Here is a 26,180-nt window from a genome sequence, read left to right as displayed (position 1 = left end):
GGGGCCGTCCGCCCGGGAGGCCCTTTGCACCAGCCCGATCGTGCGGACACCGTACGGACGCAAGCGCGGAGGGCCGGTTTTCGGCCCGTGCACAGGGGCCGTCGACCGGTCCAGCTCCACTCCGTCGCTCCCCGACCTCTTCCGAGGGGGTACGTCCTTCCGTGGTGACCAGCACAAAGCGCCGCAAGCCCGACCGGCGCACCTATGTTCTCGACACCAGCGTCCTGCTGGCCGACCCCAACGCCCTGAGCCGCTTCGACGAGCACGAGGTCGTGCTCCCCATCGTCGTGGTCACGGAGCTGGAGGCCAAGCGGCACCATCCCGAACTCGGGTACTTCGCCCGCCAGGCGCTGCGCCTGCTGGACGAGTTCCGGGTCCGCTACGGCCGTCTGGACGCCCCGCTCCCCATCGGGGACCTGGGCGGCACGGTGCGTGTCGAGCTCAACCACTCGGACCCCAGCGTTCTGCCGACCGGCTACCGCCTGGGGGACAACGACTCCCGCATCCTCGCGGTGGCCCGCAATCTGCAGGCCGAGGGGTTCGACGTCACCGTGGTGTCGAAGGACCTCCCGCTGAGGATCAAGGCCTCCTCCGTCGGACTCCTCGCCGAGGAGTACCGCGCCGAACTCGCGATCACGGATTCGTCCGGCTGGACCGGAATGTCCGAACTGACGCTCTCCGGCGAGCAGGTGGACGTGCTCTTCGAGGTCGGGCACGCCTATGTGCCCGAGGTGGCGGACCTGCCCGTGCACACCGGGCTGACCATCCAGTCCGAGCGCGGCAAGGCGCTGGGCCGGGTGACGGCCGACGGCAACGTCCGTCTGGTGCGCGGCGACCGCGAGGTCTTCGGCATCAAGGGGCGCAGCGCCGAGCAGCGCATCGCGCTGGACCTGCTGCTCGACCCGGACATCGGGATCGTCTCGATGGGCGGCCGGGCCGGCACCGGCAAGTCGGCGCTGGCGCTGTGCGCGGGTCTGGAGGCGGTGCTGGAGCGCCGTCAGCACCAGAAGGTGATGGTCTTCCGTCCGCTGTACGCGGTGGGCGGGCAGGAGCTGGGCTATCTGCCGGGCACCGAGGCCGAGAAGATGAGCCCGTGGGCGCAGGCGGTCTTCGACACGCTGTCCGCGGTCACCAGCCGCGAGGTCATCGAGGAGGTCACCGCGCGCGGGATGCTGGAGGTCCTGCCGCTCACCCACATCCGCGGCCGTTCACTGCACGACGCGTTCGTGATCGTGGACGAGGCGCAGTCCCTGGAGCGGAACGTCCTGTTGACCGTTCTGTCCCGGGTCGGGGCGAATTCCCGGGTGGTGCTCACGCACGACGTGGCCCAGCGGGACAACCTGCGGGTGGGGCGCTACGACGGTGTCGTCGCCGTCGTGGAGAAGCTGAAGGGGCATCCGCTCTTCGCGCATGTCACGCTGACCCGGTCCGAGAGGTCCCAGATCGCGGCCCTTGTGACCGAAATGCTGGAGGATGGGCAGGTCTGACCGGAGTATTGAACTTCGGGTAGCTACCCGCCAGTTGGCGCCGTCCGACAAAGGCTAGAGCCTAGTGGGGCGGCGCCTTCGCGTGTGGCCGTTTCGCGCGAACTCGCTGGCTCAAACGGGATGTGAGCTTTCACACGCAACACAGAATTGCCTTGCGGCGTCGGGTTACGGCAGAGTCTCACTCCTGTCAGGCCCCGCATACGACACACCTGTACCCCCAGCGGTACGGCACAACTTGAGAACCACCGCTAACTCCATAGCGTCGTCGTATGCCGCCCGAGCACCAAGCGGCGCTCCCCTCGTGGGAGTTGCCCACCGGGCCCGCGCCTCCCGTGACCCCGCAGTTGGGAGGCCAGTGTCAGGGGCACGATTGCGTCCGCCAGGGTCACCGAAGCGGGCGATGCTGGAAGGAAACCGTGTGAGCCGGATTTCGGTCCGGGGATTCGCAGTGGCCTCGGCCACCGCGGTCACCGCTGTCGGAAGCGTCGTCGGCGTTGCCTCGGGCAGCACCGCGCAGAACAACGACGCCGAAGCGACGGCAGCCGACGCGACGCTCCTCGCGGACATACCCACGGGTCAGCAGGCCCAGGTGCAGACCGCGTCCCTGACTCAGCAGGCGAACGTCCAGGCCATCGCCGCGGACGCGAGCGCCAAGAAGGACGCGGAGGAAGCGGCCCGTCGCGCCGCCGCCCAGACCGCGATCGACAAGAAGGAAGCCGCGGAGAAGGCGGCGAAGGCCGCCGAGGAGGCCAAGGAGCGCGAAGAGGCCGAGACCAAGGCGTCCCGTTCCTCCACCAGCTTCGCGGTCCAGAGCTCCTACACCATCGCGCAGATCCAGGCGATGGCGCAGCAGATGGTGCCTTCCGGCCAGTACCAGTGCTTCAGCAACATCGTGGACCACGAGTCCAGCTGGAACTACAAGGCCGTCAACCCCTCCTCGGGCGCCTACGGTCTCTTCCAGGCCCTGCCGGCGGGCAAGTACGCCTCCGCCGGTGCCGACTGGCAGACCAACCCCGCCACGCAGATCAAGTGGGGCCTCAACTACATGAACGAGCGCTACGGCAGCCCGTGTGACGCCTGGGCCTTCTGGCAGGCGAACCACTGGTACTAGGCACCACGCCGTACCTCTCAACCTTGGCCAGCCCCTCACCGTCCTACGGTGAGGGGCTTCGCCATGTACGGTCGGAGCCGACGACTCCAGGGGGGAGTGGTGGGCAAGGACGGGGGAAGAGGACGGATCATGTCGCGAGTGCCGAAGTGGCTCGGACGGCTCGGCGCCGGTCTGACGCACATGGGTGAGCGGTTGGACCAGCGCCGCGCCGAGGTGGAGCGGGAGAGCGCCGAGGCGGCGCCACCCCCGCCGCCGCCCGTCGACCGGGCCCCGCTGCCCGCCGCGACCCCGCCCCCCGAGCGGCCCGATCCCGCGCTGGCCGTGCCCTGGGGCGTCCGGGTCGCCGCGGAGGCCGGCTGGCGGCTGCTGGTGCTGGCCGGCACCGTCTGGGTGCTGATGCGGGTCATCAGCGCCGTCCAACTGGTCGTCCTGGCCTTCGTGGCCGCCCTGCTGATCACCGCGCTGCTGGAGCCCACGGTGGCCCGGCTGCGCCGCCACGGTGTGCCCAGGGGCCTGGCGACCGCGCTCACTGCGATCCTCGGCTTCGTCGTCATGGGCCTGATGGGGTGGTTCGTCACCTGGCAGGTGATGGAGAACATCGACAACCTCTCCGACCAGGTCCAGGACGGCATCGACGAACTGCGCAACTGGCTGCTGGACAGCCCCTTCCACGTCACCGACAAGCAGATCAACGACATCGCGGAGAACCTGCGCGACACCATCGGCGCCAACACCGACGAGATCACCTCGGCGGGCCTGGAGGGCGTCACCGTCATCGTGGAGGCGCTGACCGGCATCCTGCTCGCGGCCTTCTCCACGCTCTTCCTGCTCTACGACGGCAAGCGGATCTGGGAGTGGTCGCTGAGGCTGGTGCCGGCCGCCGCCCGGCCGGGTGTCGCGGGCGCCGGTCCGGCCGCCTGGCGGACGCTCACCGCCTATGTGCGCGGCACGGTGATAGTGGCTCTCATCGACGCGGTCTTCATCGGCATCGGCATCTACTTCCTCGATGTGCCGATGGCCGTGCCGCTGGCCGTGTTCATCTTCCTGTTCTCCTTCATCCCGCTCGTGGGTGCCGTGGCCTCCGGCGCGCTGGCGGTCGTCGTCGCGCTGGTCACCCAGGGCGTGTTCACGGCCGTCATGACGCTGGTGGTCGTGCTGGCGGTGCAGCAGATCGAGGGGCACATCCTGCAGCCGTTCATCCTGGGCCGCGCGGTGCGTGTCCATCCGCTGGCGGTGGTCCTCGCGGTCGCCTCCGGCGGCATGGTGGCGGGCATCGGCGGCGCGGTGGTGGCGGTGCCGCTGGTGGCGGTGACCAACACGGTGGTGGGCTACCTGCGTTCGTACAACCAGCAGCCGGTGGCGGCCGGGCCCGCGGTGCAGGAAGACAAAGCGGAGCCGGAAACGCCCGTGGAGAACGCCGAGGGCCCCGCTCACCCGGAGTGAACCAGGAGTGAACGGGGCCCAGGGGGACAGCCGGAGTTACGCGGACAGCACCGCTTCGGTCTCCAGGGTCACACCGACCGCCTGGATCACCGAGGCGATCTTGAACGCCTCCTGGATGACCTCACGCTCGATGCCCGCCTTGCGCAGCACCTGCTCGTGCGAGTCCAGGCACATGCCGCAGCCGTTGACCGCGGAGACCGCGAAGGACCACAGCTCGAAGTCGACCTTGTCGACACCGGGGTTGCCGATGACGTTCATCCGCAGGCCCGCGCGCAGGTTGCCGTACTCGTGGTCCGACAGCAGATGGCGGGTGCGGTAGAAGACGTTGTTCATCGCCATGATCGCGGCGGCCGCCTTGGCGGCGGTGTACGCCTCCGGCGTCAGGTTCGCCTTCGCCTCCGGCTCCAGCTCGCGCAGCACGATCGGGGAGCGCGAGGCGATGGCGGTCGCCAGCACGGTGCCCCACAGCTGCTGCGCCGGGAGGTCGGAGTTGCCGATGACCGAGCCCAGGTTGAGCTTCAGGTCCTTGGCGTAGTCCGGGACGGCGGACTTCAGGGAGTCGAGCGACATCTCAGGTCACTCCCCGGCCAGCAGCTTGACCGGGTCCAGGGTGTCCTCGCCCTTGGTCCAGTTGCACGGGCACAGCTCGTCGGTCTGGAGGGCGTCGAGGACCCGCAGGACCTCCTTGGGGTTACGGCCGACCGAGCCGGCGGTGACCATCGTGAACTGGATCTCCCGGTTGGGGTCCACGATGAACACGGCGCGCTGCGCGAAGCCGTCCTCGCCCTCGATGCCGAGGTCGCGCATCAGCTCGTGCTTGGAGTCGGCCATCATCGGGAACGGCAGGTCGGTCAGGTCCGGGTGGTCCTTGCGCCAGGCGTGGTGGACGAACTCGGAGTCACCGGAGAAGCCGAGGATCTGCGCGTCACGGTCGGCGAACTCGTCGTTCAGCTTGCCGAACGCGGCGATCTCGGTCGGGCACACGAAGGTGAAGTCCTTCGGCCACGCGAAGACCACGAGCCACTTGCCCTCGTAGGACTTGTGGTGGATCTGCTCGAACTCCTTGCCCTTCTCCAGCGAGACACAGGCGGTGAGTTCGAACTCGGGGAACTTGTCACCAACAGTGAGCACAGGCTCTCCTTGCAGCGAAGAAGCGTCCGGATCGCGGACGTTTCCCATGGGTTGGACGAGGCCGATGCTGGCACACGGTGCATTGATTAGAGAAATCGCTACACTGACTCGTGTTGATCGGAGGCGTTTATCAGTGACCGTGGGTAATGGTGGGGCCCGGCGGCGGCCGCCAAGTCTGGCGCAGCTGCGGGCCTTCGCGGCCGTGGCGGAACATCTGCACTTCCGGGACGCGGCCGCCGCCATCGGCATGAGCCAGCCCGCGCTCTCCGGCGCCGTCGCCGCGCTGGAGGAGACACTCGGGGTCACCCTCCTTGAGCGTACGACCCGCAAAGTGCTGCTCTCCCCGGCCGGTGAACGGCTCGCGGTGCGCGCCAAGGCCGTCCTGGACGAGGTCGGCGCCCTGATGGAGGAGGCGGAGGCGGTACGCGCCCCCTTCACCGGAGTGCTCCGGCTCGGCGTCATCCCGACCGTGGCGCCGTATCTGCTGCCGACCGTGCTGCGGCTGGTCCACGAGCGCTACCCGGCCCTCGACCTCCAGGTCCACGAGGAGCAGACCGCGAGCCTCCTCGACGGGCTGAACAGCGGCCGGCTGGATCTGCTGCTGCTCGCCGTGCCGCTCGGGGTGCCGACCGTCACCGAGATCCCGCTGTTCGACGAGGACTTCGTGCTCGTCACCCCGCTGGACCACTGGCTCGGCGGCCGTGAGGGCATCCCGCGCGAGGCGCTGAAGGAACTGAACCTGCTGCTCCTGGACGAGGGCCACTGCCTGCGCGACCAGGCGCTCGACATCTGCCGGGAAGCCGGGCGCGAGGACGCACCGGTCACCACCACCGCCGCCGGGCTCGCCACGCTGGTGCAGCTCGTCGCGGGCGGACTGGGCGTCACCCTGCTGCCGCGCACCGCCGTCAAGGTCGAGACCAGCCGCAGCGACCAGCTCACCACCGGCTACTTCGCCGACCCCGCCCCCACCCGCCGGATCGCCCTCGCCATGCGCACCGGCGCCGCCCGCCGTGCCGAGTACCGGGAACTGGCCGCCGCCCTCAGGGAGGCGCTGCGGCCCCTTCCGGTGCGGGTTCTGGGGGACGGCGACTGACGGAAGGAACACATTCCGTTCGGTCAATTCGAAACTCAAGCAGGCTTTCAAACAAGCGAGTTGGGCCGTCGGGAATATCAACTTCCGTCAACTGGCGCCAGGTCGGAAATCCCCGGCCGTACGCCGCTCATCGGCTGATAGGAATTCCCCCCTCAGCGCTACGCGTCAGGCGTATGTGCGAGAGGCCAAGGGGAGTGATGTCGGGCTACAGCCACCTGGCACCGGCCCTGGCCGGTTGCGGACAGGACGGATTCACCGGAGCGCTGCGCGTCACCGGAACCCCGGGCGGCACCGTCCACTTCCGCGACGGACTCGTCGTCGCCGCCGAATCCCCCGGCGCGCCCGGCCCCGAGGCGCTGCTGCTGCGCTCCGGGCGGATCAGCGCGGAACAGTGGGCCGGGCTGGTGGAGGAGGCCGGCGGCGCGCAGTGGCCGGTCGCCGAACTCGTCGCCCACGGGCACGCCGGCGACGCCACCTTGCGGGTGGTGTGCGTGATGGCGTTGCACGACGCCGTGTTCGCCATGTCCGCCGGAGACGTGGAGGACTGGCGGCGCACCCTCGGCGACAGCGACCCGTTCGCCCCGGTCGCGGTCACCGAGACCACCGAACGGCTCCTTCAGGACACCGCCCGCCGGATCGCCGCCGTCGAACGGCTGCCCCACCCCGTCCACCCCGACCGCGAACGCCCCCTGCCCGTCGGCAAGCCCGAAAGCCCGCTCACCCCGCTCCAGTACGACCTGCTCACCCACGCCGACGGCCGCAGCACCGCCCGCGACCTCGCCTTCCGCACCGGACGCAGCGTCTACACGGTCACCGTCGAAGTGGCCCGGATGCTCGCCGACGGACTGCTGGAATGCGCCCCCGAACCCCCACCCGTCCGCATCCGCACCCCACCCGCGGGCGTCCGCCCCCGTGTCCAGGAACGGCCCCGACCGCCCGCACCCGCCCCCGCGCCCCCGGCGCCCCCCGAGACTCCCCCCACGCCCGACACGCTGCCCCGCCGGGAACCCGGCGCCAGCGGCATCGCCGATGTGCTCGCCCCGGAACGGTCGGCGGCGGGCTGGAAATGGTTCTTCCGCCTGCGCAACGGATCCGCCGGATGAGCAACGCATCCGGCGGCCGGTCAACAACGCGTCCGTCGGACAAGGCGCGCAGAACCACATGAGCACAGCAATAGGAGAGTTGAAGCACATGGACCACGAAGCGCTGGCCCGCGAGATGCGTGGGCTGCGCGACCAGGTGACCGGCCTGACCGACACGGCGGTCGGCACCGCGGACGGGCTGCTCATCGCCGCGGACACCGCCGACTGCATCGAGCCGGAGGGCCTCGCCGCCCTCGCCGCGGCCGGCCTCGGCCTGGCCCGGCGCACCGCGCACGCCGCCAGGCGCGGCACCCTGCGCCGGACCGTCGCCTACGGCAGCCAGGGCGTCACCGCCCTGTACGCGGTCGGCGACTCCGCACTGATGGTCGTCCTCGGCGACGAGGGCATGGACCTCGACCAGCTGCACCGCGCGGCCACGGGCGCCGTGCGCCGTATCGAAACGATTCTGACCAGCCCGCACAAAGCAACGGAAGGTGTCTGATGGCCACCAAACGCATGACTCCCGGCTTCTCCGACCAGGTGATGGGGCTGGTGAAGGCCCTGCGCAACGACGCCCCCGACTGCGTGGCCTCGGGCGTGGTCGACATGAGCACCGGCATGCTCCTGTCGTACGAGACGGTCGACAACCACCCGCCGGAGGTGCTGGACCTGCTGGCGGGCGCCACCCTCGATCTGTTCCAGGGCCGTACGGTCGTGATGATCGAGGACATCTTCAAGGAACGCCGTGGCATCGACAGCGACCAGCACTTCTTCCAGGAGATCCTCGTCAACAGCGAAAACCTCACGCACCTGTTCATCCGGATGAGCGAGCAGCAGGACGTGGTCGCTGTCGTCGTGTGCCGTAAGTCGGTCAACGTGGGCATGCTGTTCGCCCAGGTCCGGAGGGTGGTGCGGGAGTACGGCCTGTGAACGGGCCGGGCCCCTGCCCGGTACGCCGGACAGGGGCCCCTTCCCGCTGCCGCGGGGTCACTCCGTGCGCAGCCCGTCCGGCCGCATCAGCCGCAGCAGTGGCGGCAGGCTGAGCAGGGTCACCGCGAGGACCACGCCGGCGGCGGCGCCGGTCATCGACAGCAGGCTCGCCCAGTCCACCCGGATCGCGGTGTTCGTCATCTTCAGCAGCACCGCGCCGAGGGTGAGACCGACCGTCGAGGCCAGCGCCAGTCCCAGCGTGATCGGGATCGCCGTCTGCCACAGCACCGACAGGCTCAGCGTGCGCCGCCGGGTGCCGAAGGCGACCAGCGCCGACAGCAGCTTCTTGCGCTCGCGCAACTGCTCCAGTTGCGACACCAGCAGACTTGCCCCGATCAGCACCAGTACGCATACCGCGCCGACGAACAGACCGGTACGGATGGAGGCGAAGCGGTTGGACTCCTTCGTCGCCGACCAGTCGCTGGCGTAGACGAACGGGCCGAGCGCGGCGGCGGTGTTGCGGACGTGCTCCCGGACGTCGGGCACCGACTCGTCGAGTGCGATGTAGGCCCGTCCGAGCAGCGCCGGGAGCGCCGCCTCGGGCGCCGCCTTCGGCGTGAACAGGAAGCCGCCGCGCTCGGAACCGGTGAGGTCCTTCAGCGACTCCGCCTGCCGGATGTCCTCCGGCACCTGCCAGACGACCTCCTTGCCCCGGGTGTCGCCCTCGTAGCTCGGGTCGATGTACAGCTTCGTGCCGGGAACGGCCAGCTTCGGGGTGTCCGTGTCGTACTCGGCGCCGCGCACCGCGAAGACATCGCCGTCCTCGCAGGAGGGCAGGTCCGCCACCTCGCGCAGCGCCGCGCAGTCACCCACGGTCACCGTCGAGGTGCGCTCGGGGTCCAGCCGCTTGTCGCCGAGGTCCCCGATGTGGTTGGCGATCACCTGACGCACGCCCTCGGTCTCGCGCAACCGCTCGACCGCGGTGGCCAGTTCGGTGTCGCCCGCCACCGACACCTCCATCTGCGCCTTGGAGACGTCGAAGCCGGTGTCCGCGGTGTACGCGTTCTCCGTCCCGGAGAACAACATCTGCAGGGCGATGGCGCCGGCCACCGCCACGGCGACGCCGTTGACCAGCCGGGCGGCCGTACCGCTGCTCAACTGCAGGCGGCGTACCGCGAGTTGCCAGGAGACAGAGCCGCCGCCGAGCCGGGCCACGACCGTCTCCACCACCCAGGGCAGCAGCGCGGTCACGCCGACCAGCAGCAGCATCACGCCGCCGATGACGAGGTACTCGTTGAACTCCTCGTCGTTGCCCTGGCCGATCATCGGGGCGAGCATGGCCAGTCCGCCCAGGGGCAGCAGCAGCCGCCACCACAGGCGGCGCCTGGCCGGCTTCGCCGTGCGCACCACGCCGAGCGGTTCGATGACCACCCCGCGCAGCGCCAGCAGCGTCACCAGCACCGCCGCCGCCGGGACCGCGACGGCCACCAGCAGGACGAGCGCGGGGGAGGGGTTGAGGTCCTCGGGGAAGACGCTGAGCCGGAACACCTCCACCGAGCCCGCGAACTGACGTCCCATCAGGAAGAAGGCGGTGCCGAAGACCAGTCCGAGCAGCGAGCCCGCCAGGGCCTCGCCGGCCGCGATACGGCGGGTCATCCGGCTGTCGGAGCCCACCAGGCGCAGGGCCGCCAGCCGCCGGTCGCGCCGCTCGCCGCCGAACCGTACGGCCGCCGCGATGAACACCGCGACCGGCATCAGCAGCGCCACGAGCACCACGAGGATCAGCAGGACCAGCACCGGGTCCATGGGGTCGCTGTACGGGTTCGGGTCGCCGTACTGCTTGATGCGTTCCACGTAGGAGCCGTCGACGTGCTTCGCCAGACCCTCCCCGCCCCGCACGAAGGCGAGATCGGCCGAGCCGATCAGACCGCCGTGGCCGATGGTGCCGACGATCCTGTCCGGCAGGCGCTCGCGCAGCAGCTTCCCGTCGTCGGACTCCAGGACCCGCTTGAGCGCGGGGGAGACCAGCATCTCGCCGACAGCGGGGAACTTCTCCACGCCGGGCGGCGTCGGTGCGTCGGGGCCCTCGGGCTCCAGCACGCGGCCCCGGATGTCCTCGCCGTGGAATTTGGTGTCGACGTCCGCGACGAGCAGGGTGTCCTTGCCCTTGGGCAGCTTCTCGCCGCTGTAGGTGATGTCGGTGCGGGCGTTGCCGCGCTCGTCGCGGGCCTGAAGCGCGCTCGGGATCGCGGTGGTCAGCAGCAGCAGTGCCACACCGAGCCCGACGCCGACCGCGGTCAGCAGGGCCCGGGTCCAGCCCTCACGGCCGCCCGCGAAGGCGAACCGCACCCCCATGGCCAGGTCCCTGGCCCAGCGCCCCCTCATACGATCCGCTCCATGTCGCGGGACTTGCCGTCCCGTACGACGATCTCGCGGTCGGAGTAGGCGGCCACCCGTGCCTCGTGGGTGACCAGGACGACGGCGGCGTTGGTGGACCGCGCGGCCTCGGTGAGCAGTTCCATCACGCGCTCGCCGTTGAGCGAGTCCAGCGCGCCGGTCGGCTCGTCCGCGAACAGGACGCGGGGGCTGGTGACCAGTGCGCGGGCCACCGCGACCCGCTGCCCCTGGCCGCCGGAGACCTCGCCGGGCCGCTTCCTGCCCAGGTCGGCGACCTCCAGGCGCTCCATCCAGGACAGCGCGGTGCGTTCGGCCTCCTTGCGGGAGGTGCCGTTGAGTCTGAGCGGCAGGGCGACGTTCTCCACACAGGTCAGCTCGGGCACCAACTGGCCGAACTGGAAGACGAAGCCGAACTCCGAGCGGCGCAGCGCACTGCGCTCGGCGTCGCTCATCGTCGCCAGCTCGCGTCCGGCGTACAGGATGGAACCGGAGTCCGGGGGCACGATGCCGGCGAGGCAGTGCAGCAGCGTCGACTTTCCGGAGCCGGAGGGCCCCATGACGGCGACGACCTCGCCGGGGTGGACGGAGAACTCGGCCCCGTCGAGGGCGACGGTCGGACCGTAGGCCTTGCGCAGCTCCATGGCCGCGAGCAGGGCTCCTGCGGGCGCGTTCACTTGGCCACCACCTCCGCGAGCTTGTCGAGACGGGCGGCGGTCAGTTCCAGCCAGCGCAGGTCGGCCTCCAGGTGGAACAGGGCGTGGTCGCAGATCAGCTGGTCGGCGAGGTCGCCCTTGCGCTTGCGGTCGGTGAGGATGCGCATCATGCGCAGGTGCTCGGCGCGCTGGGTGTCGAGGATGTCGGCGGCGTCGCGCCGGGTCAGCAGCGCGAGAACGACCTTGGTGTACAGCGTGGACTGCAGGTACGGCTCGGGCTTCTCGGGTGTCGCCAGCCACCGCTGTACGTCGGTGACGCCGGCGTCGGTGATCGCGTACCGCTTGCGCTCGGGGCCGCCGCCGGGCTCGATGCCCTCGACCTCCACGAGGCCGTTCTTCAGCAGCCGGGACATCGTCGAGTAGACCTGGCCGTAGTGCAGCGGCCGGTCGTGACCGAACTTCTCGTCGAAGGCCCGCTTCAGGTCGTAGCCGTGACGCGGACCCGATTCCAGGAGCCCCAGAAGGGTGTGACCGATGGACATGCCGAGGACTGTACACCGGGTGTATACCCCGGATGTATACGCGCAGTGTGCAGTCCCTGGCGGTGGGTGGGGCGGCCCAGGTGAGGGCCGATTGTCACGGTTCTGCTACTGCGGCTCGGGCGGGTTCGCGGGGGGCCGGCCGCGGCGCGGGATCGGCTTGGTCTCCTCCGAAGGATCGGCGGGGTTGACGGGCGGCCGCGGCGCGGTCTCAGCGGCGGATACGGGGATCCGGTGCCTGCTGGGCCGCCGTGAGGATGGCGGACACGTCGAGGGTGACCTCGGCTCCGATCGACTCGGGGAGCGTGACGTGTTCTCCCCGGGCGTGCACCCGGTGGGTGTCGTAACCGCCTTCGACCAGGTCGGTCAGGACATGGAGCCGGTCGTGCCGGCGGTCGACGATCACATAGACAGGGATCTTGGCGTTGCCGTACGCCCTGACCTTCGTCCGCAGGTCGGTGCCGTGGTTGCCGGACGTCACCTCCAGGACCAGCCGGAAGGCCGCGGGGTCGTAGCAGTTGTAGTCGACGAGGTGCTCTTCGATGTCGGCGTCGACCACGGACAGGTCCGGCACGGCGTAGTCCTCGGGACCGTCGGGCAGCCACAGGCCGACGCCCTCCAGTACCTCCGTTTCGCCCCCGTCGAGACCTGCGGTGGCGAAGGGGCGCTTGAGACGGGCCAGGACCCTTGCGTGGGCGGCATCCGGGGGCGGTGTCACGGTGAGCGCTCCCGCGAGGATCTCGACGCGGTGGCCGGGGAGCTGCTGCATGAGCCGGTCGGCCTGATCGAGCAGGGTTCGCGGCGGCTCGGGATAGGCGTCCGACCCCTCAGGAACGCGAGGCTGCTCGACGGATGCTGCGGACATCTCGTGCCTCCCGTGGGCTGGTGTCGAGAGCATCATCGTAGGCCGGGAATGCGTGGGGCGTCGGGTGCGAGATGCTTCACCCGTACGAGGGTGAAGCAACCTTTCGGCGCCCCTGGTCGTCGGTTCCGTTGAAACGGGTGCTCATTGTCACGTCCGCAAAAGACGGGATCGGCAGCCCTTTGTCACATGTCCCGGTGTTAGCTTTCTGAGCTGACCTGAGCGGCGAACCTGTGTGGCGCCAAAGCACACCAGAGCGAAGCGGAGCGATCGGAGTCATGGGAAGAGCGGACGAGAGACGAGCACGGCAGCGCGGTGGACGCCGCGCGGCGCCCAGCCGCCGCCGCTCGTCGCCCGCGGCCGGCAAGAGCGGCATACGTCGGTTCTTCACCTGGAAGAAGATGCTCGGCGCGTTCCTGGGCGTGTGCCTGCTCGGCATCGGCGCCTTCATCGTGCTGTACATGATGGTCGAGGTGCCCAAGGGCAACGACGCGGCCAAGCTCCAGAGCAACATCTACAAGTTCAGCGACGGCTCGGTCCTCGCCCGCGACGGCAAGGTCAACCGCGAGATCGTGGACCTGTCCAAGGTGCCCGAGGACATCCGCAACACCTTCGTCGCCGCCGAGAACAAGTCCTTCTACAAGGACTCCGGCGTCGACCTCAAGGGCACCGCCCGCGGTCTGATCAATACCCTCAGCGGCAAGGGCGCGCAGGGCGGTTCGACGATCACCCAGCAGTACGTCAAGAACTACTACCTCACCCAGGAGCAGACGGTCACCCGCAAGCTCCGCGAGCTGATCATCTCGCTCAAGGTCGACCGCCAGATGTCGAAGGACCAGATCCTCGCGGGCTACCTCAACACCAGCTACTTCGGCCGCAACGCCTACGGCATCCAGGCCGCCGCTCAGGCCTACTACCGGGTCGACGCCGAGGACCTGAAGGTCGAGCAGGGCGCCTACCTCGCCGCGCTGCTCCAGGCGCCGAGCCAGTACGACTGGGAGGTCGCCTCCAAGACCGGCAAGAAGCTCGTCAAGAACCGCTGGAACTACGTCCTGGACAACATGGTCGAGGAGGGCTGGCTCGACTCCTCCGAGCGGGCCGACATGACGTTCCCGGTGCCCAAGAAGCCCAAGCCCGCCGCGGGTCTGGAGGGCCAGAAGGGCTACCTGGTGGACCTGGCCAACGACCAGCTCGCCCGGCAGCTGATGAAGGAGGACGGCATCTCCCGCGAGGAGGCCGACAAGCTGGTCACGGGCCAGGGCTGGACGATCACCCTCAACATCGACCCGAAGAAGCAGGCGCAGCTGGAGAAGGCGGTCAAGACCCAGCTCACCGACAAGCTCGACAAGAAGAAGCGGAAGGTCGACGCCGACATCCAGGCCGGCGCCGTCTCCGTCGACCCCAAGACGGGGAAGATCGTCGCCCTGTACGGCGGCGAGAACTACTTCAAGCACTACCGTTCCAACGCCACCCGCGAGGACTACCAGCCCGCCTCCACGTTCAAGCCGGTCATCCTCGCCGCGGCCCTGGAGAACGAGGCCGAGACGCAGGACGGCGAGCCGATCGGCGCGGACACGGTCTACGACGGTGACAGCCGGCGCCCGGTGGTCGACGCCAACGGCAACAAGGTCGGCTTCGCGCCGCCCAACGAGGACGACGTCGACTACGGCGACATCACCGTCCAGACCGCCATGAACCAGTCCGTCAACTCGGTGTTCGCGCAGATGGGCGTCGACGTCGGCATGGAGGAGGTCATGGACACCGCCGCCGACCTCGGCATGGCGGAGGACCTCCAGGCGGTGCCCGCGCAGACCCTCGGCACCATGGGCGCCAGCCCGCTGCAGATGGCCGGGGTGTACGCCACCCTCGACAACCACGGCAAGAAGGTCACCCCGACCCTGATCAAGTCCGCCGAGCAGCGCAACCGCACGGTCACCATGCCCGACCCGATCGGCGACGAGGTCCTCAGCCGCGCGGCCGCGGACACCGTGACCTCCGTGCTCACCGGCGTGGTCGACGACGGTACGGCCCGCCGCTCGGTGCGCGAGAACCCGACCCGCCGGGGCCAGGAGGTCGCGGGCAAGACCGGTACCTCCGACTTCGGCCGCTCGGCCTGGTTCACCGGCTACACACCGGACCTGGTGACCTCGGTCGGCCTGTTCGGCGAGGACGACAAGACCGGCAAGCAGGTCGACATGAAGGGCGCCACCGGCCAACTGCCGGGCACCGGCCGGGTCAACGGTGGTGGCATCCCGGCCTCGATCTGGGCGACGTACATGTTCGGCGTGACCGACACGGACGCCGAGTTCGACCTGGAGACCGACCAGGGCGCCGCGGTGGAGCCGTCCTGGACGCCGACGGAGTCCGAGGAGCCCAGCGAGTCGCCGAGCGAGGAGCCGACGACCGAGGCCCCGACGACCGAGCCGCCGACGCAGACGCCGACCGAGGAGCCCACCGACACCCCGACGACGGACGCGCCGACGACCGAGCCGCCGACCCAGCAGCCGACGACGGCACCGCCGACGGACGAGGTACCGGAGGATCCGGACGATCCGGACGCCGAGAGATAACGCGAGGGGCCGGTCCCACCAGGGACCGGCCCCTTCGCGTTGCCGCCGGCCGCGGCTCAGCCCGATTGCCGCCGGCCGCGGCTCAGCCCGATTGCCGCCGGCCGCGGCTCAGCCCGACGGCGGTGTCCGGTTCAGCTCGAACCACACGACCTTCCCGGTGCTGAGCCGTGTGGCGCCCCAGCGCCGGGCCAGCTTGTTCACCAGGTACAGCCCGCGCCCGCCCTCGTCCGTGGCGCGGGCCTGCCGCAGCCGCGGCAGCTGCGGCACGTCGTCGCCGACCTCGCAGCGCAGCACATCGGTGCGCAGCAGCCGCAGCGTCACCGGACGCGAGGCGTAGCGGACCGCGTTGGTGACGACCTCGCTCACCAACAGCTCGACGGAGTCGCTGAGTTCCTCAAGACCCCAGCGCGACAGCGCCCGCCGGGCCAGCCTGCGGGCCCGGCCCGGCGCCGCGTCCTCCGGCTCCAGGAACCAGTACGCCACATCGCTGGGCGCGATCCCGTCGAAGCGGGCGGCGAGCAGCGCGATGTCGTCGTCCCGGTCGCCCGGGCCGAGCATGTCGAGCACCTCGTCGCACAGCGCCTCCAGCGGCGGCGGATGGTCCGGGCCGGTGAGCTGCGCGGTCGCGGCGAGCTTCTCGCGCAGCTGCTCTATACCGGTCCACACGTCCCGCAGCCGCGACTCCACCAGGCCGTCGGTGTACAGCAGCAGGGTCGCCCCGGCCGGCGCGTCCAGCTCCACGGCCTCGAAGTCGACACCGCCGACCCCGATCGGCGCCCCCGGCGGCACCCGCAGCACCTCGGCGCGCCCGCCCAGGTGCAGCAGCACGGGCGGCGGATGACCGGCGTTGGCGATGGTGATGCGGTGCGAGACCGGGTCGTACACGGCGTACAGACAGGTCGCCATGCGGTCCGTGCCGAGGCGCTGGGCCTGTTCGTCGAGGTGGTGCAGCACCTCCTGCGGCGGCAGGTCCAGCCCGGCGAGGGTCTGGGCCGTCGTCCTCAGCTGGCCCATGATCGCCGCCGAGGTCATGGAGTGGCCCATGACGTCGCCCACGACCAGCGCCACCCTGCTGCCGGGCAGCGGGATCGCGTCGTACCAGTCGCCGCCCACGCGCGCCGTCTCGGCGGCCGGGAGGTAGCGGGAGGCCAGCCGCACGCCGGTCGGGCGGGGCAGCGTCTCGGGGAGCATGGTGCGCTGCAGCTCGTCGGCGATGTACGCCTCACGCCCGTACAGCACCGCCTTGTCGATGCCGAGCGCGCTGTGCGTGGCGAGCTGCGCGGCGACCAGCAGATCGTCCGCCTCGAAGGCGAGGCGCTCCGGGCGGCGCAGGAACAGCGCCGCGCCGATCACCCGGCGCCGGCCGCGCAGCGGGGCGAGGATCGCGCGCTGCCCGGTCGGCACCACCAGTTCGCCGTCGTCGCCCAGGAGTTCGGGCAGCGCGGCCCGGGCGGCGGGGGAGTCCGCGAAGACGGGACGCACCCCGCGCAGCACCTCCGCGAGCGCGCCGCCGGGCTGCACCTCGCACAACTCGGCGGTCACCGCGGACAGTTCGGCCAGCTCGGTGGGCTCGGGCACGCCCGGCACGGGCAGGAAGCCCTCGGTGTCCCGGTCCTCCGGGATCCGGTCGGTACGGCGCAGCCGCAGCACCACCGGACCGGTGGGCCGCTCGTCGCCGACCGGCAGCGGATCGCGCAGGTAGACCAGGATCGCGTCGGAGAAGGTCGGCACGGTGGCCCGGCACAGCCCCATCACGATCTCGTCGAGATCGATACCGCGGGCGATCCGCCGGGTGGCGGCGCCCACGAACCGCAGCCGGTCGCCGTCCCGCCGCATGGGCGTGGGGCGGCCGGCCGGCAGGCCCTGCCCGGTGCGGCGTTCCTCCCCAGCCGCCTCGCTGCTCGGCTGGGCCGGGATCCCCTCCGGGACCGGCCGGGGACGATGGGTGTCGGCCTCCGCGGCGGCGGAGGGCTGCGCGTGCTCGGAACCGTTGCTCACGGGGACCTTGTCGTTGCCGGACGGTGCGGTCGTGCCCGGGGTGGAGGGCGGCTCGCCGGTGCGTGCCTGCGCGGGTAACGCGGCGGCACAGGGTGCGTGGGGCGGGGTCGGGGTACGCAGGAGCGCCCCGCGGCTGTCCGCGGGGTCGGCGCCCAGGGGGCGCTCGAAGGAGGTCGGCTGCTCCGTCACGCGTGTCGCATCCATCCGTCCGGGGCGCGTCGTTCGTCCCGCCGAAGTCCCGATACCCGCAATACGTGCCCCAGGAACGGGATTCCCGCGTGGCCAGAGGCTGTTCCTGTGTCACGGGCGGATCGTGCGCCGCCCGTAACGTTGTTGCCCTCGTACCCCTCGCTCACGTCCTGCCCGCCCCTCGGTGACGATCGGTCAAGCCCGCTGTGCGCTCCCGTAGTTGCCGCCGCGCGCCCTTGCGGAGGACGATCCTACGTTTCACGCCCGGGGGCGCATCAAGGGTCTCATGAGGACACGTGCGCGGGCGTACGGTCCGAGTCCTCCGGCAGTGACGGTACAGCCCAGGACGGGTCCGGGCGCCAGTGCTGCCAGCCGTCCGAGAACGGCGGCGCCCAGGCGCGGATCGCCTCTTCGGCGGCCCGCCCGGCCGCCCGCACCCCTTCGGCGACCTCGGCGTCCATCAGGCCGTCCAGCTGGGCCTGGGCGAACTCGTCCTCGTCGCGCCAGCCCCAACTGCGGTCCGGATACACGCAGATGTCCAGGAAGTGGTCCTCGGAGTCCACCCCGCCCGCCCAACGGGCCAGCGGCTGCTCCAGGTTCACGTACCAGTTCTTGAAACGCCAGCCCTGCTCCCAGAACAGCCACACCGACCACGGCTCGCCGGGTCTGGCCAGTTTCAGTACCCCGGTTCCCAGCCAGCGGCCCCGCTGGACCGTGCGCGGCTTGGTGTAGCGCGACCTCAGCGGCTCGCGGTGCAGGGGAGTGCCGTCGGCGAGGGCGGGTTTGAGACATTCCGTGCCGGGCGCCAGCCATACGGCCAGCAGCTCGGCGTCGTCACGGACGACGGTGACGGGACGCACGATGTGGAAGCGGTTTCCGGCGTTCTCCCGGTACCGCCACAGGATGTGACTTCCGGGCTCCCAGTACGCCGTCGATCCGCCCGCTTCCACTGTTGTCATCGCTCCACCGTCCGTCATGCACAGATATTAGGTGTCACCCACTGACGACGCTGCGGCGAACGTCACGGTTCGCGCCGCGTGCGCCCATCGTCACGGGCGCGTCATACGCAGGACATCCAGGGCTTCGTCCAGCTCGGCGAGGGTGAGGTCGCCGCGTTCGACGTATCCGCCCTCAAGTACGACTTGACGGATGGTCCGGCGTTCCGCGAGCGCCTTCTTGGCGACCTTGGCGGCCTCCTCGTAGCCGATGTACTTGTTCAGCGGGGTGACCACGGAGGGTGACGACTCGGCGTACTCGCGGGCTCGCTCCCGGTCGGCGACGATGCCGTCCACGGTCCGGTCCGCGAGCAGTCGGGAGACGTTGGCGAGCAGCCGGATCGATTCGAGGACGTTCTTGGCGATCACCGGGAGCATCACATTCAGCTCGAAGTTCCCGGCGGCCCCGGCGGTGGCCACGGTCGCGTCGTTCCCGGTGACCTGCGCGGCGACCATCAGCACGGCCTCCGGGATGACCGGATTGACCTTCCCCGGCATGATCGACGAACCGGGCTGCAGATCGGGCAGCGCGATCTCCGCGAGCCCGGTGCGCGGCCCGGACGCCATCCACCGCAGATCGTTGGCGATCTTCGTCAGCCCCACGGCGATGGTCCGCAGCTGCCCGCTGGTCTCCACGATGCCGTCCCGGGCGCCCTGCGCCTCGAAGTGGTCGCGCGCCTCGGTGAGCGGCAGCCCCGTGGCCCGCGCCACCTCCTCGATCACGGCGGACGAGAACCCGGGCGGGGTGTTGATCCCGGTGCCGACGGCCGTCCCGCCCAGCGGCAGCTCGGCGAGCCGCGGCAGCGACGCCTGAAGCCGCTCGATCCCGTACCTGACCTGCGCGGCGTACCCGCCGAACTCCTGCCCGAGGGTGACCGGCGTGGCGTCCATCAGATGCGTACGCCCCGACTTCACCACGTCCGCGAACTCCTCGGCCTTCCGCGCCAGCGAGTCGGCGAGGTGCTGGAGTGCGGGAATCAGATCCCGGGTGACGGCGGCGGTGGCGGCGATGTGAATGGAGGAAGGAAAGACATCGTTGGAGGACTGGGAAGCATTGACGTGATCATTGGGATGCACGCCCTTGCCGAGCCGCTCACTGGCCAGCGTGGCGATGACCTCATTCGTATTCATGTTGGAGGAGGTCCCGGACCCGGTCTGAAAGACATCAACAGGGAAGTGCTCGTCCCACCTCCCCTCGGCGACCTCGTCAGCGGCCTCCTGAATGGCGGCGGCGATGTCCTTGTCGAGCACCCCCAGCTCCGCGTTGACCTTCGCGGCGGCGCCCTTGATCCGCGCGAGCGCCTCGATGTGGGCCCGCTCGATCCGCTGCCCCGACACCGGGAAGTTCTCCACGGCGCGCTGGGTCTGGGCCCGCCACTTGGCGTGCGCGGGAACCCGCACCTCGCCCATGGAGTCGCGCTCGATGCGATAGCTCTGCTCTTCGTCGGCCACGGCCGATCACCTCCACCAGTCACAGCACCCGGCACAGGTGACCTGTTCCCTGACGGCCACGGATCTTCACGCCGCGCGCCCGCCCCGCCCCCGCCGGACAATGAGAAAGGACTGCAAGGGGGGCCCGTACCCCGGGAGGCAGCACATGCTCCGCAGCAGCATCAGAACGCTCGGCGCGCTCGGCGCGGGCCTGGCGGCGGCCACCACCCTCGTCATGGCGACCCCGGCGTCGGCCCAGGACGACTTCACCCTCTACGCCAAGGAAGTCCCGTCCGACGAGGAGGGGCCGCAACAGCTCCCCAAGGTCGGCGACAGCTTCACCTTCGCCGACGACCTCTACGAGGACAAGGGCGGCGACAAGGTGGGCCGCGACGGAGTCACCTGCACGGTCGTCCGCACCGGCAACCCCCTGGACATCCAGTGCGTCGGCACCTTCGTCCTCTCCGGAGGCCAGATCACCGCCCAGGTCCTCATGTCGGTCCCGCTGGAGGAGTCGGCGGAGCAACCGGACTTCGACGCGTCGATCACGGGCGGCACGGACGACTACCGCGGCGCGAGCGGCCAGATCCACTTCTCGGACGAGGGGGAGTACCAGAAGCTGGACTTCGACTTCAACGACTGAATCAGCCCAGCCCGGCGGTCTTTTGAGCTCGTCCGGTGTTCGAGGACGAGGCACGACTGCCCCGAGCCCCCACCCACCCGCGGGGGCTGCGCGAGCCCGGCCACCTTCAGCTCGTCCGGTGTTCGAGGACGAGGCACGACTGCCCCGAGCCCCCACCCACCCGCGGGGGCTGTGCGAGCGCGGCCGCTTCCAGCCCGTCCGGTGTTCGAGGACGAGGCACGACTGCCCCGAGCCCCCACCCACCCGCGCTGGCTGCGCGAGCGCGGCCACTTCCAGCTCGTCCGGTGTTCGAGGACGAGGCACGACTGCCCCGAGCCCCCACCCACCCGCGGGGGCTGTGCGAGCGCGGCCGCTTCCAGCTCGTCCGGTGTTCGAGGACGAGGCACGACTGCCCCGAGCCCCCACCCACCCGCGCTGGCTGCGCGAGCGCGGCCACTTCCAGCCCGTCCGGCGTTTGAGGACGAGGCCCGTCCAGGGCCGATGGGGGTCTGGGGGCGAAGCCCCCAGGGGACGGGAATGGGAAGGGGCGGCGGGGGCGAGAAAACCCCACGCCGCCCCCGCCCGGCAAGGGCTACGCCAGCCCAGGCCCCCGCACCGGAATAGACGTGAACGTAGGCGCCGGCGCCGGGTCCTGGAAGAAGTCGTTGCCCTTGTCGTCGACGACGATGAACGCCGGGAAGTCCTCGACCTCGATCTTCCAGACCGCCTCCATGCCGAGCTCCTCGTACTCGACGACCTCGACCTTCTTGATGCAGTCCTGCGCGAGCCGGGCCGCAGGCCCACCGATCGACCCCAGGTAGAACCCGCCGTGCGCGGCACACGCGTCGGTGACCTGCTTGCTCCGGTTCCCCTTCGCCAGCATCACCTTGGACCCGCCCGCCGCCTGGAACTGCTCCACGTAGGAGTCCATCCGCCCGGCGGTGGTGGGACCGAAGGACCCGGACGCGTACCCCTCGGGCGTCTTCGCGGGCCCGGCGTAGTACACCGGGTGGTCCTTCAGGTACTGCGGCATCTCCTCCCCCGCGTCCAGCCGCTCCTTGATCTTGGCGTGCGCGATGTCGCGGGCCACGACCAGCGGACCGGTGAGCGAGAGCCGGGTCTTGACCGGGTACTTGGTCAGCTCGGCGAGGATCGTGTCCATCGGCTGGTTGAGGTCGATCTTGACGACGTCCTCGTCACCGGCGGACAGCTGCTCGTCCGTCGTGTCCGGCAGGAACCGCGCCGGGTCCGTCTCCAGCTGCTCCAGGAACACACCCTCGGCGGTGATCTTCGCGACGGCCTGCCGGTCGGCCGAGCAGGACACGGCGATGGCCACCGGGCACGACGCACCGTGCCGCGGCAGCCGCACCACGCGCACGTCGTGGCAGAAGTACTTGCCGCCGAACTGCGCCCCGATGCCGATCTTCTGGGTCAGCTCGAAGACCTTCTCCTCCAGCTCCTTGTCCCGGAACCCGTGCCCGAGCGGCGAGCCCTCGGCCGGGATCTCGTCCAGGTAGTGCGCGGAGGCGTACTTCGCGGTCTTCAGCGCGTACTCCGCCGACGTGCCGCCGACGACGATCGCGAGGTGGTACGGCGGGCAGGCGGCCGTACCGAGCGAACGGATCTTCTCCTCCAGGAACTTCATCATGGAGGCCTCGTTCAGAACGGCCTTCGTCTCCTGGTACAGGAAGGACTTGTTGGCTGAGCCGCCGCCCTTGGCCATGAAGAGGAACTTGTAGGCGCCGCCGTCGGTGGCGTACAGCTCGATCTGCGCGGGCAGGTTGGAGCCGGTGTTCTTCTCCTCCCACATGGTGAGCGGAGCCATCTGCGAGTAGCGCAGGTTGAGCTTGGTGTAGGCGTCGTAGATGCCGCGCGAGAGGGCCTCCTCATCGCGGCCCTCGGTCAGCACGTTCTGCCCGCGCTTGCCCATGACGATCGCGGTGCCGGTGTCCTGGCACATGGGCAGCACGCCCGCCGCCGCGATGTTCGCGTTCTTCAGCAGGTCCAGGGCGACGAACTTGTCGTTGCTGGACGCCTCCGGGTCGTCGATGATCCGGCGCAGCTGGGCGAGGTGGGCGGGGCGCAGGTAGTGCTGGATGTCGTGGATGGCCTCTTCGGCGAGCTTGCGCAGCGCCTCCGGCTCGACCTTGAGGAACGTGCGCCCGTCGGCCTCGAAGGTGGAGACACCCTCGGAGGTCACCAGCCGGTACGGGGTGGTGTCCTCTCCCATGGGGAGCAGATCGGTGTACGCGAACTCAGGCATCTCGCCCATTCCTCACTCGACAGACAGCGGCTGGCCTCCATTGGCAGCGTCCACCAGCGTAAAACCTGCGGATCGAAGCGAGCTTGTGAGGTAAGGCTCAGTTCGAGCGGTACGGCAGCCGTGGCCGACCCGAAAGAGGGACTATCGCGATCTATCGTGTTTGGGTACGCTGCTGTCGTGGACCTTGAGAAGCAGACCGCGCCCACCGCCGCCCCCGAGCCGCGCGTCAAGGACGTGCCCGCCTCCGAGCTGCCCGCCTCCGAGCTGCGCGCCTCCGACGCCGACCGCGACCGGATCGCGGACATCCTGCGCGAGGCGCTGGCCGAGGGCCGCCTCACCGCCGAGGAGCACAGTGAGCGGGTGGAGGGGGTGCTGAACGCCCGGACCGTCGGCGAGCTGGAGGTCTTCATCAAGGACCTGCCCGCGGCCCACGCCCGCCGCGCGGCACCCGCGTACACCCCGGCGCCGAACCGCCCCGCCGGCGGGCCCGCAGAGCCGGACGACACCGCGGTCGCGGTCTTCAGCAGTGCCGTCCGCAAGGGCCGTTGGCGCCCCGGACGCCGTATCCACGCGTACGCGATCTTCGGCAGCGTCGAGATCGACCTCAGCGAGGCGCTCTTCGAGTACCAGCAGGTCGTCATCAAGGCGTTCGCCGTCTTCGGCAGCGTCGAGGTGCGCGTCCCGGAGAACGTCTCGCTGCGTGGCACCGGCGGCGGTGTCCTCGGCAGCTTCGAGGTGGAGTCGATGGACGCGGAGGACGCGGCGGCGCCCGTCATCTACGTGGACGGGTGGGCCGTACTGGGCAGCGTCGAGGGCAGGCCGAGACGGGGCAGGCTGGTCACGGACATCCTCGACCGGGTCCACGCCAAGGTCGAGCGGCATTTGCGCAAGCACCTGTGACGTTGACGGTCGCGAAGCCGGACGGGAAACGTAATGTGTGATTCCGCTCGCTTCGGCGCCCAACAACCCCCGGAATCCAGCGCTTCGGAACTCCCTGCATAGGCTCGCGCACAACGGGTAGACCTTGCTGCATCGTCTCTCGCTCGCGAAGCCGTCGTCAGGAGTAGACCGTGCTGCAACCGCCGCATTCGTCCCTGCAGGTAGCTGCCGTTCCGGCCCAGCGGGTGCCAGCGCGAGACAGGGACCAGGACGCCCCGTGGCACACCGAGGCGGTGTGCCGGCGCGACGAGGCCGGACTGTTCTTCGCTCCCTCCAAGGAGCCCACCGCCGCCCGGCTCTCCCGCGAGGAGGCCGCCAAGCGGGTCTGCGCACGCTGCCCGGTCATGGTCGAATGCCGCGAACACGCCCTTCTCCAGCCCGAGCCCTACGGCGTGTGGGGCGGCCTCACCGCGGCGGAGCGCCGCGTGGTGCTGGCCCGCCGCAGGCGGCGCGACCTGGAGCTGAAGAAGGCGGCCAGGGCGGCGGGCCGCATAGCGCAGGCGGGCTGAACCGAGCACGGAAAAGGGCGCCCCCTCCGCACCGGGGGCGCCCGATTCCGTTCGGCGGAACTGCCGCGTCCATGCGACGGAACCGCCGTGTGAAAGGCCCTACTTGGCGCGGTCGAAGTCGATCGCGCTGTAGGCCCGCAGCTTCCTCAGCCGGTGCTCGGAGTCGATCCGGCGGACCGTGCCCGACTTGGACCGCATCACGATCGACTCGGTGACGGCCGTCTCCGAGCGGTAGCGCACCCCGCGCAGCAGCTCGCCGTCGGTGATGCCGGTGGCGACGAAGAAGACGTTCTCCCCCTGGACCAGGTCCTCGGTGGTCAGGACGCGGTCGAGGTCGTGCCCGGCGTCGATCGCCCGCTGCCGCTCCTCGTCGTCCTTCGGCCACAGCTTGCCCTGGATGGTGCCGCCGAGGCACTTCACGGCACAGGCGGAGATGATCCCCTCCGGCGTACCGCCGATGCCGAGCAGCATGTCGACGCCCGTGCCCTCGCGCAGCGCGTAGATCGACCCGGCGACGTCACCGTCGGAGATCAGCTTGATGCGCGCCCCGGCCTCCCGGATCTCCTTGATGATCCCCTGGTGGCGGGGCCGGTCCAGGATGACGACGGTGACGTCCTCGGGGGTGGAGCGCTTGGCCTTGGCGACCCGGCGGATGTTCACCGAGATCGGCGCGTTGATGTCGACGAAGTCGGCGGCCTCGGGGCCGGTGACCAGTTTGTCCATGTAGAACACGGCGGACGGGTCGAACATCGCCCCGCGCTCGGTGGCGGCGAGGACGGCGATGGCGTTGGGCATGCCCTTGGCGGTGAGCGTGGTGCCGTCGATCGGGTCGACCGCGATGTCCACCTCGGGGCCGGTGCCGTCGCCGACCCGCTCCCCGTTGAAGAGCATCGGAGCCTCGTCCTTCTCGCCCTCGCCGATGACGACGACGCCGTTCATCGACACGGTGGAGACGAGGGTCCGCATGGCGCGCACCGCGGCGCCGTCGGCGCCGTTCTTGTCGCCGCGCCCGACCCAGCGGCCCGCGGCCATCGCGGCTGCTTCGGTCACCCGGACGAGTTCCAGGGCGAGGTTGCGGTCGGGAGCCTCGGACGGGACATCGAGCTCGGTCGGCAACTGATGATGTTCGGTCATCGGAGCGCACCTTTCTGATACGGCGACGGCCGGGTGAGGGTGATGCCGTCGACTCTATCGTCAGGCCGACAAAATGAGCAGTGGCCCCCACGGATGAGCGGACCGGGGCACCTGCGACGATAGGGGGCGTGGCAGGTACGAGCGCTAAGCAGAAGTCGGTCCGGAACATGGTCTACTCCCTCGCGGTGACCATCCTCGCGGCGGGAGTGGTGTACCTCTTCATCCCGCACGAGGAGTCCACTCCGGACCTCAAGCGGGTCGACTACCGCGTCGAGCTGCTCACCGCGCGCCGCGCCGCCTCGTACCCCGTGGCCGCGCCCGAGGGGCTGGCCAAGGAGTGGAAGCCGACCTCGGTGTGGTTCCGCGGCGACCAGGGCGATGCCTGGCACCTCGGCTTCCACACGGACGACGGTGAGTATGTGCAGGTCCGCCAGTCGACCCAGAAGCCGAAGACCTTCATCGCCGACGCCACCCAGGGCGCGAAGGAGACCAAGGCCACCGACGAGGTCGCCGGCCGCACGTGGACCCGCTGGACGGGCGGCCGCTACGACGCCCTGGTGCTGCGGGAGGACGGCGCGACGACGGTCGTCGCGGGCACCGGCTCCTTCGACCGGCTCCGGGAGATGGCGGGCGCGCTGAAGACCGAGTGAGCGCTCAGGGCGTACAGGGCGCTGTACGGGGCTCAGGGATGTACAGGGCTCAGGGGCGTACGGGGCTCAGGGACGTACAAGGGCTCAGGACGTACAGGAAAGGCCCCCGGCGCGGATGATGCCGGGGGCCTTCCTCATGCGATCGGGATCGC

General features: G+C 70.3%; 23 protein-coding genes. 12 read left to right on the top strand and 11 right to left on the bottom strand.

The window, feature by feature from the left end; genetic code table 11:
• The first annotated feature begins 161 nt into the window (after positions 1–161).
• The 3 genes from ACZ7L7_RS29370 to ACZ7L7_RS29360 all read left to right on the top strand — a co-directional run bounded on the left by ACZ7L7_RS29370 (position 162) and on the right by ACZ7L7_RS29360 (position 4,041).
• Complete coding sequence (locus ACZ7L7_RS29370; protein WP_453607217.1) at positions 162–1,487, top strand: PhoH family protein; 1,326 nt, start codon at positions 162–164, stop codon at positions 1,485–1,487.
• A 418-nt stretch (positions 1,488–1,905) separates the two neighbouring features.
• Complete coding sequence (locus tag ACZ7L7_RS29365; RefSeq protein ID WP_176711837.1) at positions 1,906–2,598, top strand: aggregation-promoting factor C-terminal-like domain-containing protein; 693 nt, start codon at positions 1,906–1,908, stop codon at positions 2,596–2,598.
• Positions 2,599–2,727: 129 nt separating this feature from the next.
• Complete coding sequence (locus ACZ7L7_RS29360; RefSeq protein WP_472077623.1) at positions 2,728–4,041, top strand: AI-2E family transporter; 1,314 nt, start codon at positions 2,728–2,730, stop codon at positions 4,039–4,041.
• Between the two features lie 36 nt (positions 4,042–4,077).
• On the opposite strand, the gene ACZ7L7_RS29355 is transcribed toward ACZ7L7_RS29360, so the two are convergent.
• Both ACZ7L7_RS29355 and ACZ7L7_RS29350 read right to left on the bottom strand, forming a co-directional pair.
• Positions 4,078–4,611, bottom strand: a complete 534-nt coding sequence (locus tag ACZ7L7_RS29355) for an alkyl hydroperoxide reductase (RefSeq protein ID WP_093721278.1) — start codon at positions 4,609–4,611, stop codon at positions 4,078–4,080.
• Positions 4,612–4,617: 6 nt separating this feature from the next.
• On the bottom strand, positions 4,618–5,172 hold the full coding sequence (locus ACZ7L7_RS29350) for a peroxiredoxin (RefSeq protein WP_471427819.1): 555 nt from the start codon (positions 5,170–5,172) through the stop codon (positions 4,618–4,620).
• 133 nt (positions 5,173–5,305) lie between these two features.
• Between ACZ7L7_RS29350 and ACZ7L7_RS29345 the strand changes: the two genes are divergently transcribed.
• The 4 genes from ACZ7L7_RS29345 to ACZ7L7_RS29330 all read left to right on the top strand — a co-directional run bounded on the left by ACZ7L7_RS29345 (position 5,306) and on the right by ACZ7L7_RS29330 (position 8,277).
• Entirely contained in the window at positions 5,306–6,265 is a 960-nt protein-coding gene (locus ACZ7L7_RS29345) for a LysR substrate-binding domain-containing protein (protein WP_453607210.1), read from the top strand.
• Positions 6,266–6,462: 197 nt separating this feature from the next.
• On the top strand, positions 6,463–7,368 hold the full coding sequence (locus tag ACZ7L7_RS29340; RefSeq protein WP_472077622.1) for a MarR family transcriptional regulator: 906 nt from the start codon (positions 6,463–6,465) through the stop codon (positions 7,366–7,368).
• Positions 7,369–7,456: 88 nt separating this feature from the next.
• Positions 7,457–7,849: a roadblock/LC7 domain-containing protein gene (locus tag ACZ7L7_RS29335; protein ID WP_261720647.1), complete on the top strand. Its 393-nt coding sequence runs from the start codon at positions 7,457–7,459 to the stop codon at positions 7,847–7,849.
• A complete protein-coding gene (locus ACZ7L7_RS29330; protein WP_261719352.1) occupies positions 7,849–8,277 on the top strand; it encodes a hypothetical protein in 429 nt (142 codons plus the stop codon). Before ACZ7L7_RS29335 ends, ACZ7L7_RS29330 begins: the two co-directional genes overlap by 1 nt.
• Positions 8,278–8,334: 57 nt before the next feature.
• Here ACZ7L7_RS29330 and ACZ7L7_RS29325 read toward each other — a convergent pair whose 3' ends face one another.
• The 4 genes from ACZ7L7_RS29325 to ACZ7L7_RS29310 all read right to left on the bottom strand — a co-directional run bounded on the left by ACZ7L7_RS29325 (position 8,335) and on the right by ACZ7L7_RS29310 (position 12,731).
• Complete coding sequence (locus ACZ7L7_RS29325; protein WP_472077621.1) at positions 8,335–10,662, bottom strand: ABC transporter permease; 2,328 nt, start codon at positions 10,660–10,662, stop codon at positions 8,335–8,337.
• Positions 10,659–11,315: an ABC transporter ATP-binding protein gene (locus ACZ7L7_RS29320; RefSeq protein ID WP_471427866.1), complete on the bottom strand. Its 657-nt coding sequence runs from the start codon at positions 11,313–11,315 to the stop codon at positions 10,659–10,661. Before ACZ7L7_RS29320 ends, ACZ7L7_RS29325 begins: the two co-directional genes overlap by 4 nt.
• A gap of 29 nt (positions 11,316–11,344) precedes the next feature.
• A complete protein-coding gene (locus ACZ7L7_RS29315; protein WP_471591960.1) occupies positions 11,345–11,869 on the bottom strand; it encodes a PadR family transcriptional regulator in 525 nt (174 codons plus the stop codon).
• 208 nt (positions 11,870–12,077) lie between these two features.
• Positions 12,078–12,731 carry a Uma2 family endonuclease gene (locus ACZ7L7_RS29310; protein WP_285510345.1) on the bottom strand — a complete coding sequence of 218 codons (654 nt, stop codon included), beginning with the start codon at positions 12,729–12,731 and terminating at the stop codon, positions 12,078–12,080.
• Positions 12,732–13,006: 275 nt separating this feature from the next.
• Between ACZ7L7_RS29310 and ACZ7L7_RS29305 the strand changes: the two genes are divergently transcribed.
• On the top strand, positions 13,007–15,298 hold the full coding sequence (locus ACZ7L7_RS29305; RefSeq protein WP_285510344.1) for a transglycosylase domain-containing protein: 2,292 nt from the start codon (positions 13,007–13,009) through the stop codon (positions 15,296–15,298).
• A gap of 108 nt (positions 15,299–15,406) precedes the next feature.
• On the opposite strand, the gene ACZ7L7_RS29300 is transcribed toward ACZ7L7_RS29305, so the two are convergent.
• The 3 genes from ACZ7L7_RS29300 to ACZ7L7_RS29290 form a co-directional block, all read right to left on the bottom strand.
• Complete coding sequence (locus ACZ7L7_RS29300) at positions 15,407–17,500, bottom strand: SpoIIE family protein phosphatase (RefSeq protein WP_285510343.1); 2,094 nt, start codon at positions 17,498–17,500, stop codon at positions 15,407–15,409.
• Between the two features lie 269 nt (positions 17,501–17,769).
• A complete protein-coding gene (fomD, locus tag ACZ7L7_RS29295) occupies positions 17,770–18,444 on the bottom strand; it encodes a cytidylyl-2-hydroxypropylphosphonate hydrolase (protein WP_285510342.1) in 675 nt (224 codons plus the stop codon).
• A 90-nt stretch (positions 18,445–18,534) separates the two neighbouring features.
• On the bottom strand, positions 18,535–19,932 hold the full coding sequence (locus tag ACZ7L7_RS29290) for a class II fumarate hydratase (protein WP_285510341.1): 1,398 nt from the start codon (positions 19,930–19,932) through the stop codon (positions 18,535–18,537).
• A 145-nt stretch (positions 19,933–20,077) separates the two neighbouring features.
• On the opposite strand from ACZ7L7_RS29290, the gene ACZ7L7_RS29285 reads away from it, so the two are divergent.
• Entirely contained in the window at positions 20,078–20,554 is a 477-nt protein-coding gene (locus tag ACZ7L7_RS29285; RefSeq protein WP_285510340.1) for an allene oxide cyclase barrel-like domain-containing protein, read from the top strand.
• Between the two features lie 571 nt (positions 20,555–21,125).
• Here the strand turns inward: ACZ7L7_RS29285 and ACZ7L7_RS29280 are convergent.
• A complete protein-coding gene (locus ACZ7L7_RS29280) occupies positions 21,126–22,805 on the bottom strand; it encodes a fumarate hydratase (protein ID WP_285510339.1) in 1,680 nt (559 codons plus the stop codon).
• Positions 22,806–22,973: 168 nt separating this feature from the next.
• Here ACZ7L7_RS29280 and ACZ7L7_RS29275 point away from each other — a divergent pair, with 168 nt between their 5' ends.
• Together ACZ7L7_RS29275 and ACZ7L7_RS29270 are read left to right on the top strand one after the other, a co-directional pair.
• Positions 22,974–23,696 (top strand): DUF1707 SHOCT-like domain-containing protein, encoded by a 723-nt coding sequence (locus ACZ7L7_RS29275; RefSeq protein ID WP_472077620.1) that lies wholly within the window; start codon positions 22,974–22,976, stop codon positions 23,694–23,696.
• Positions 23,697–23,866: 170 nt separating this feature from the next.
• Positions 23,867–24,244 (top strand): WhiB family transcriptional regulator, encoded by a 378-nt coding sequence (locus tag ACZ7L7_RS29270; RefSeq protein ID WP_093721263.1) that lies wholly within the window; start codon positions 23,867–23,869, stop codon positions 24,242–24,244.
• 99 nt (positions 24,245–24,343) lie between these two features.
• Here the strand turns inward: ACZ7L7_RS29270 and glpX are convergent, their stop codons facing one another.
• Positions 24,344–25,378, bottom strand: coding sequence for a class II fructose-bisphosphatase (gene glpX, locus ACZ7L7_RS29265; protein ID WP_285510337.1), 1,035 nt, complete (start codon positions 25,376–25,378; stop codon positions 24,344–24,346).
• A 128-nt stretch (positions 25,379–25,506) separates the two neighbouring features.
• Here glpX and ACZ7L7_RS29260 point away from each other — a divergent pair, with 128 nt between their 5' ends.
• Positions 25,507–26,028: a DUF4245 domain-containing protein gene (locus ACZ7L7_RS29260; protein WP_285510336.1), complete on the top strand. Its 522-nt coding sequence runs from the start codon at positions 25,507–25,509 to the stop codon at positions 26,026–26,028.
• The last annotated feature ends 152 nt before the right edge of the window (positions 26,029–26,180 follow it).

It is taken from the genome of Streptomyces sp. NPDC110618, from assembly GCF_055657065.1.
Note: the sequence above shows the minus strand (reverse complement) of the source record. Positions and strands in the feature narration are given on the sequence as shown.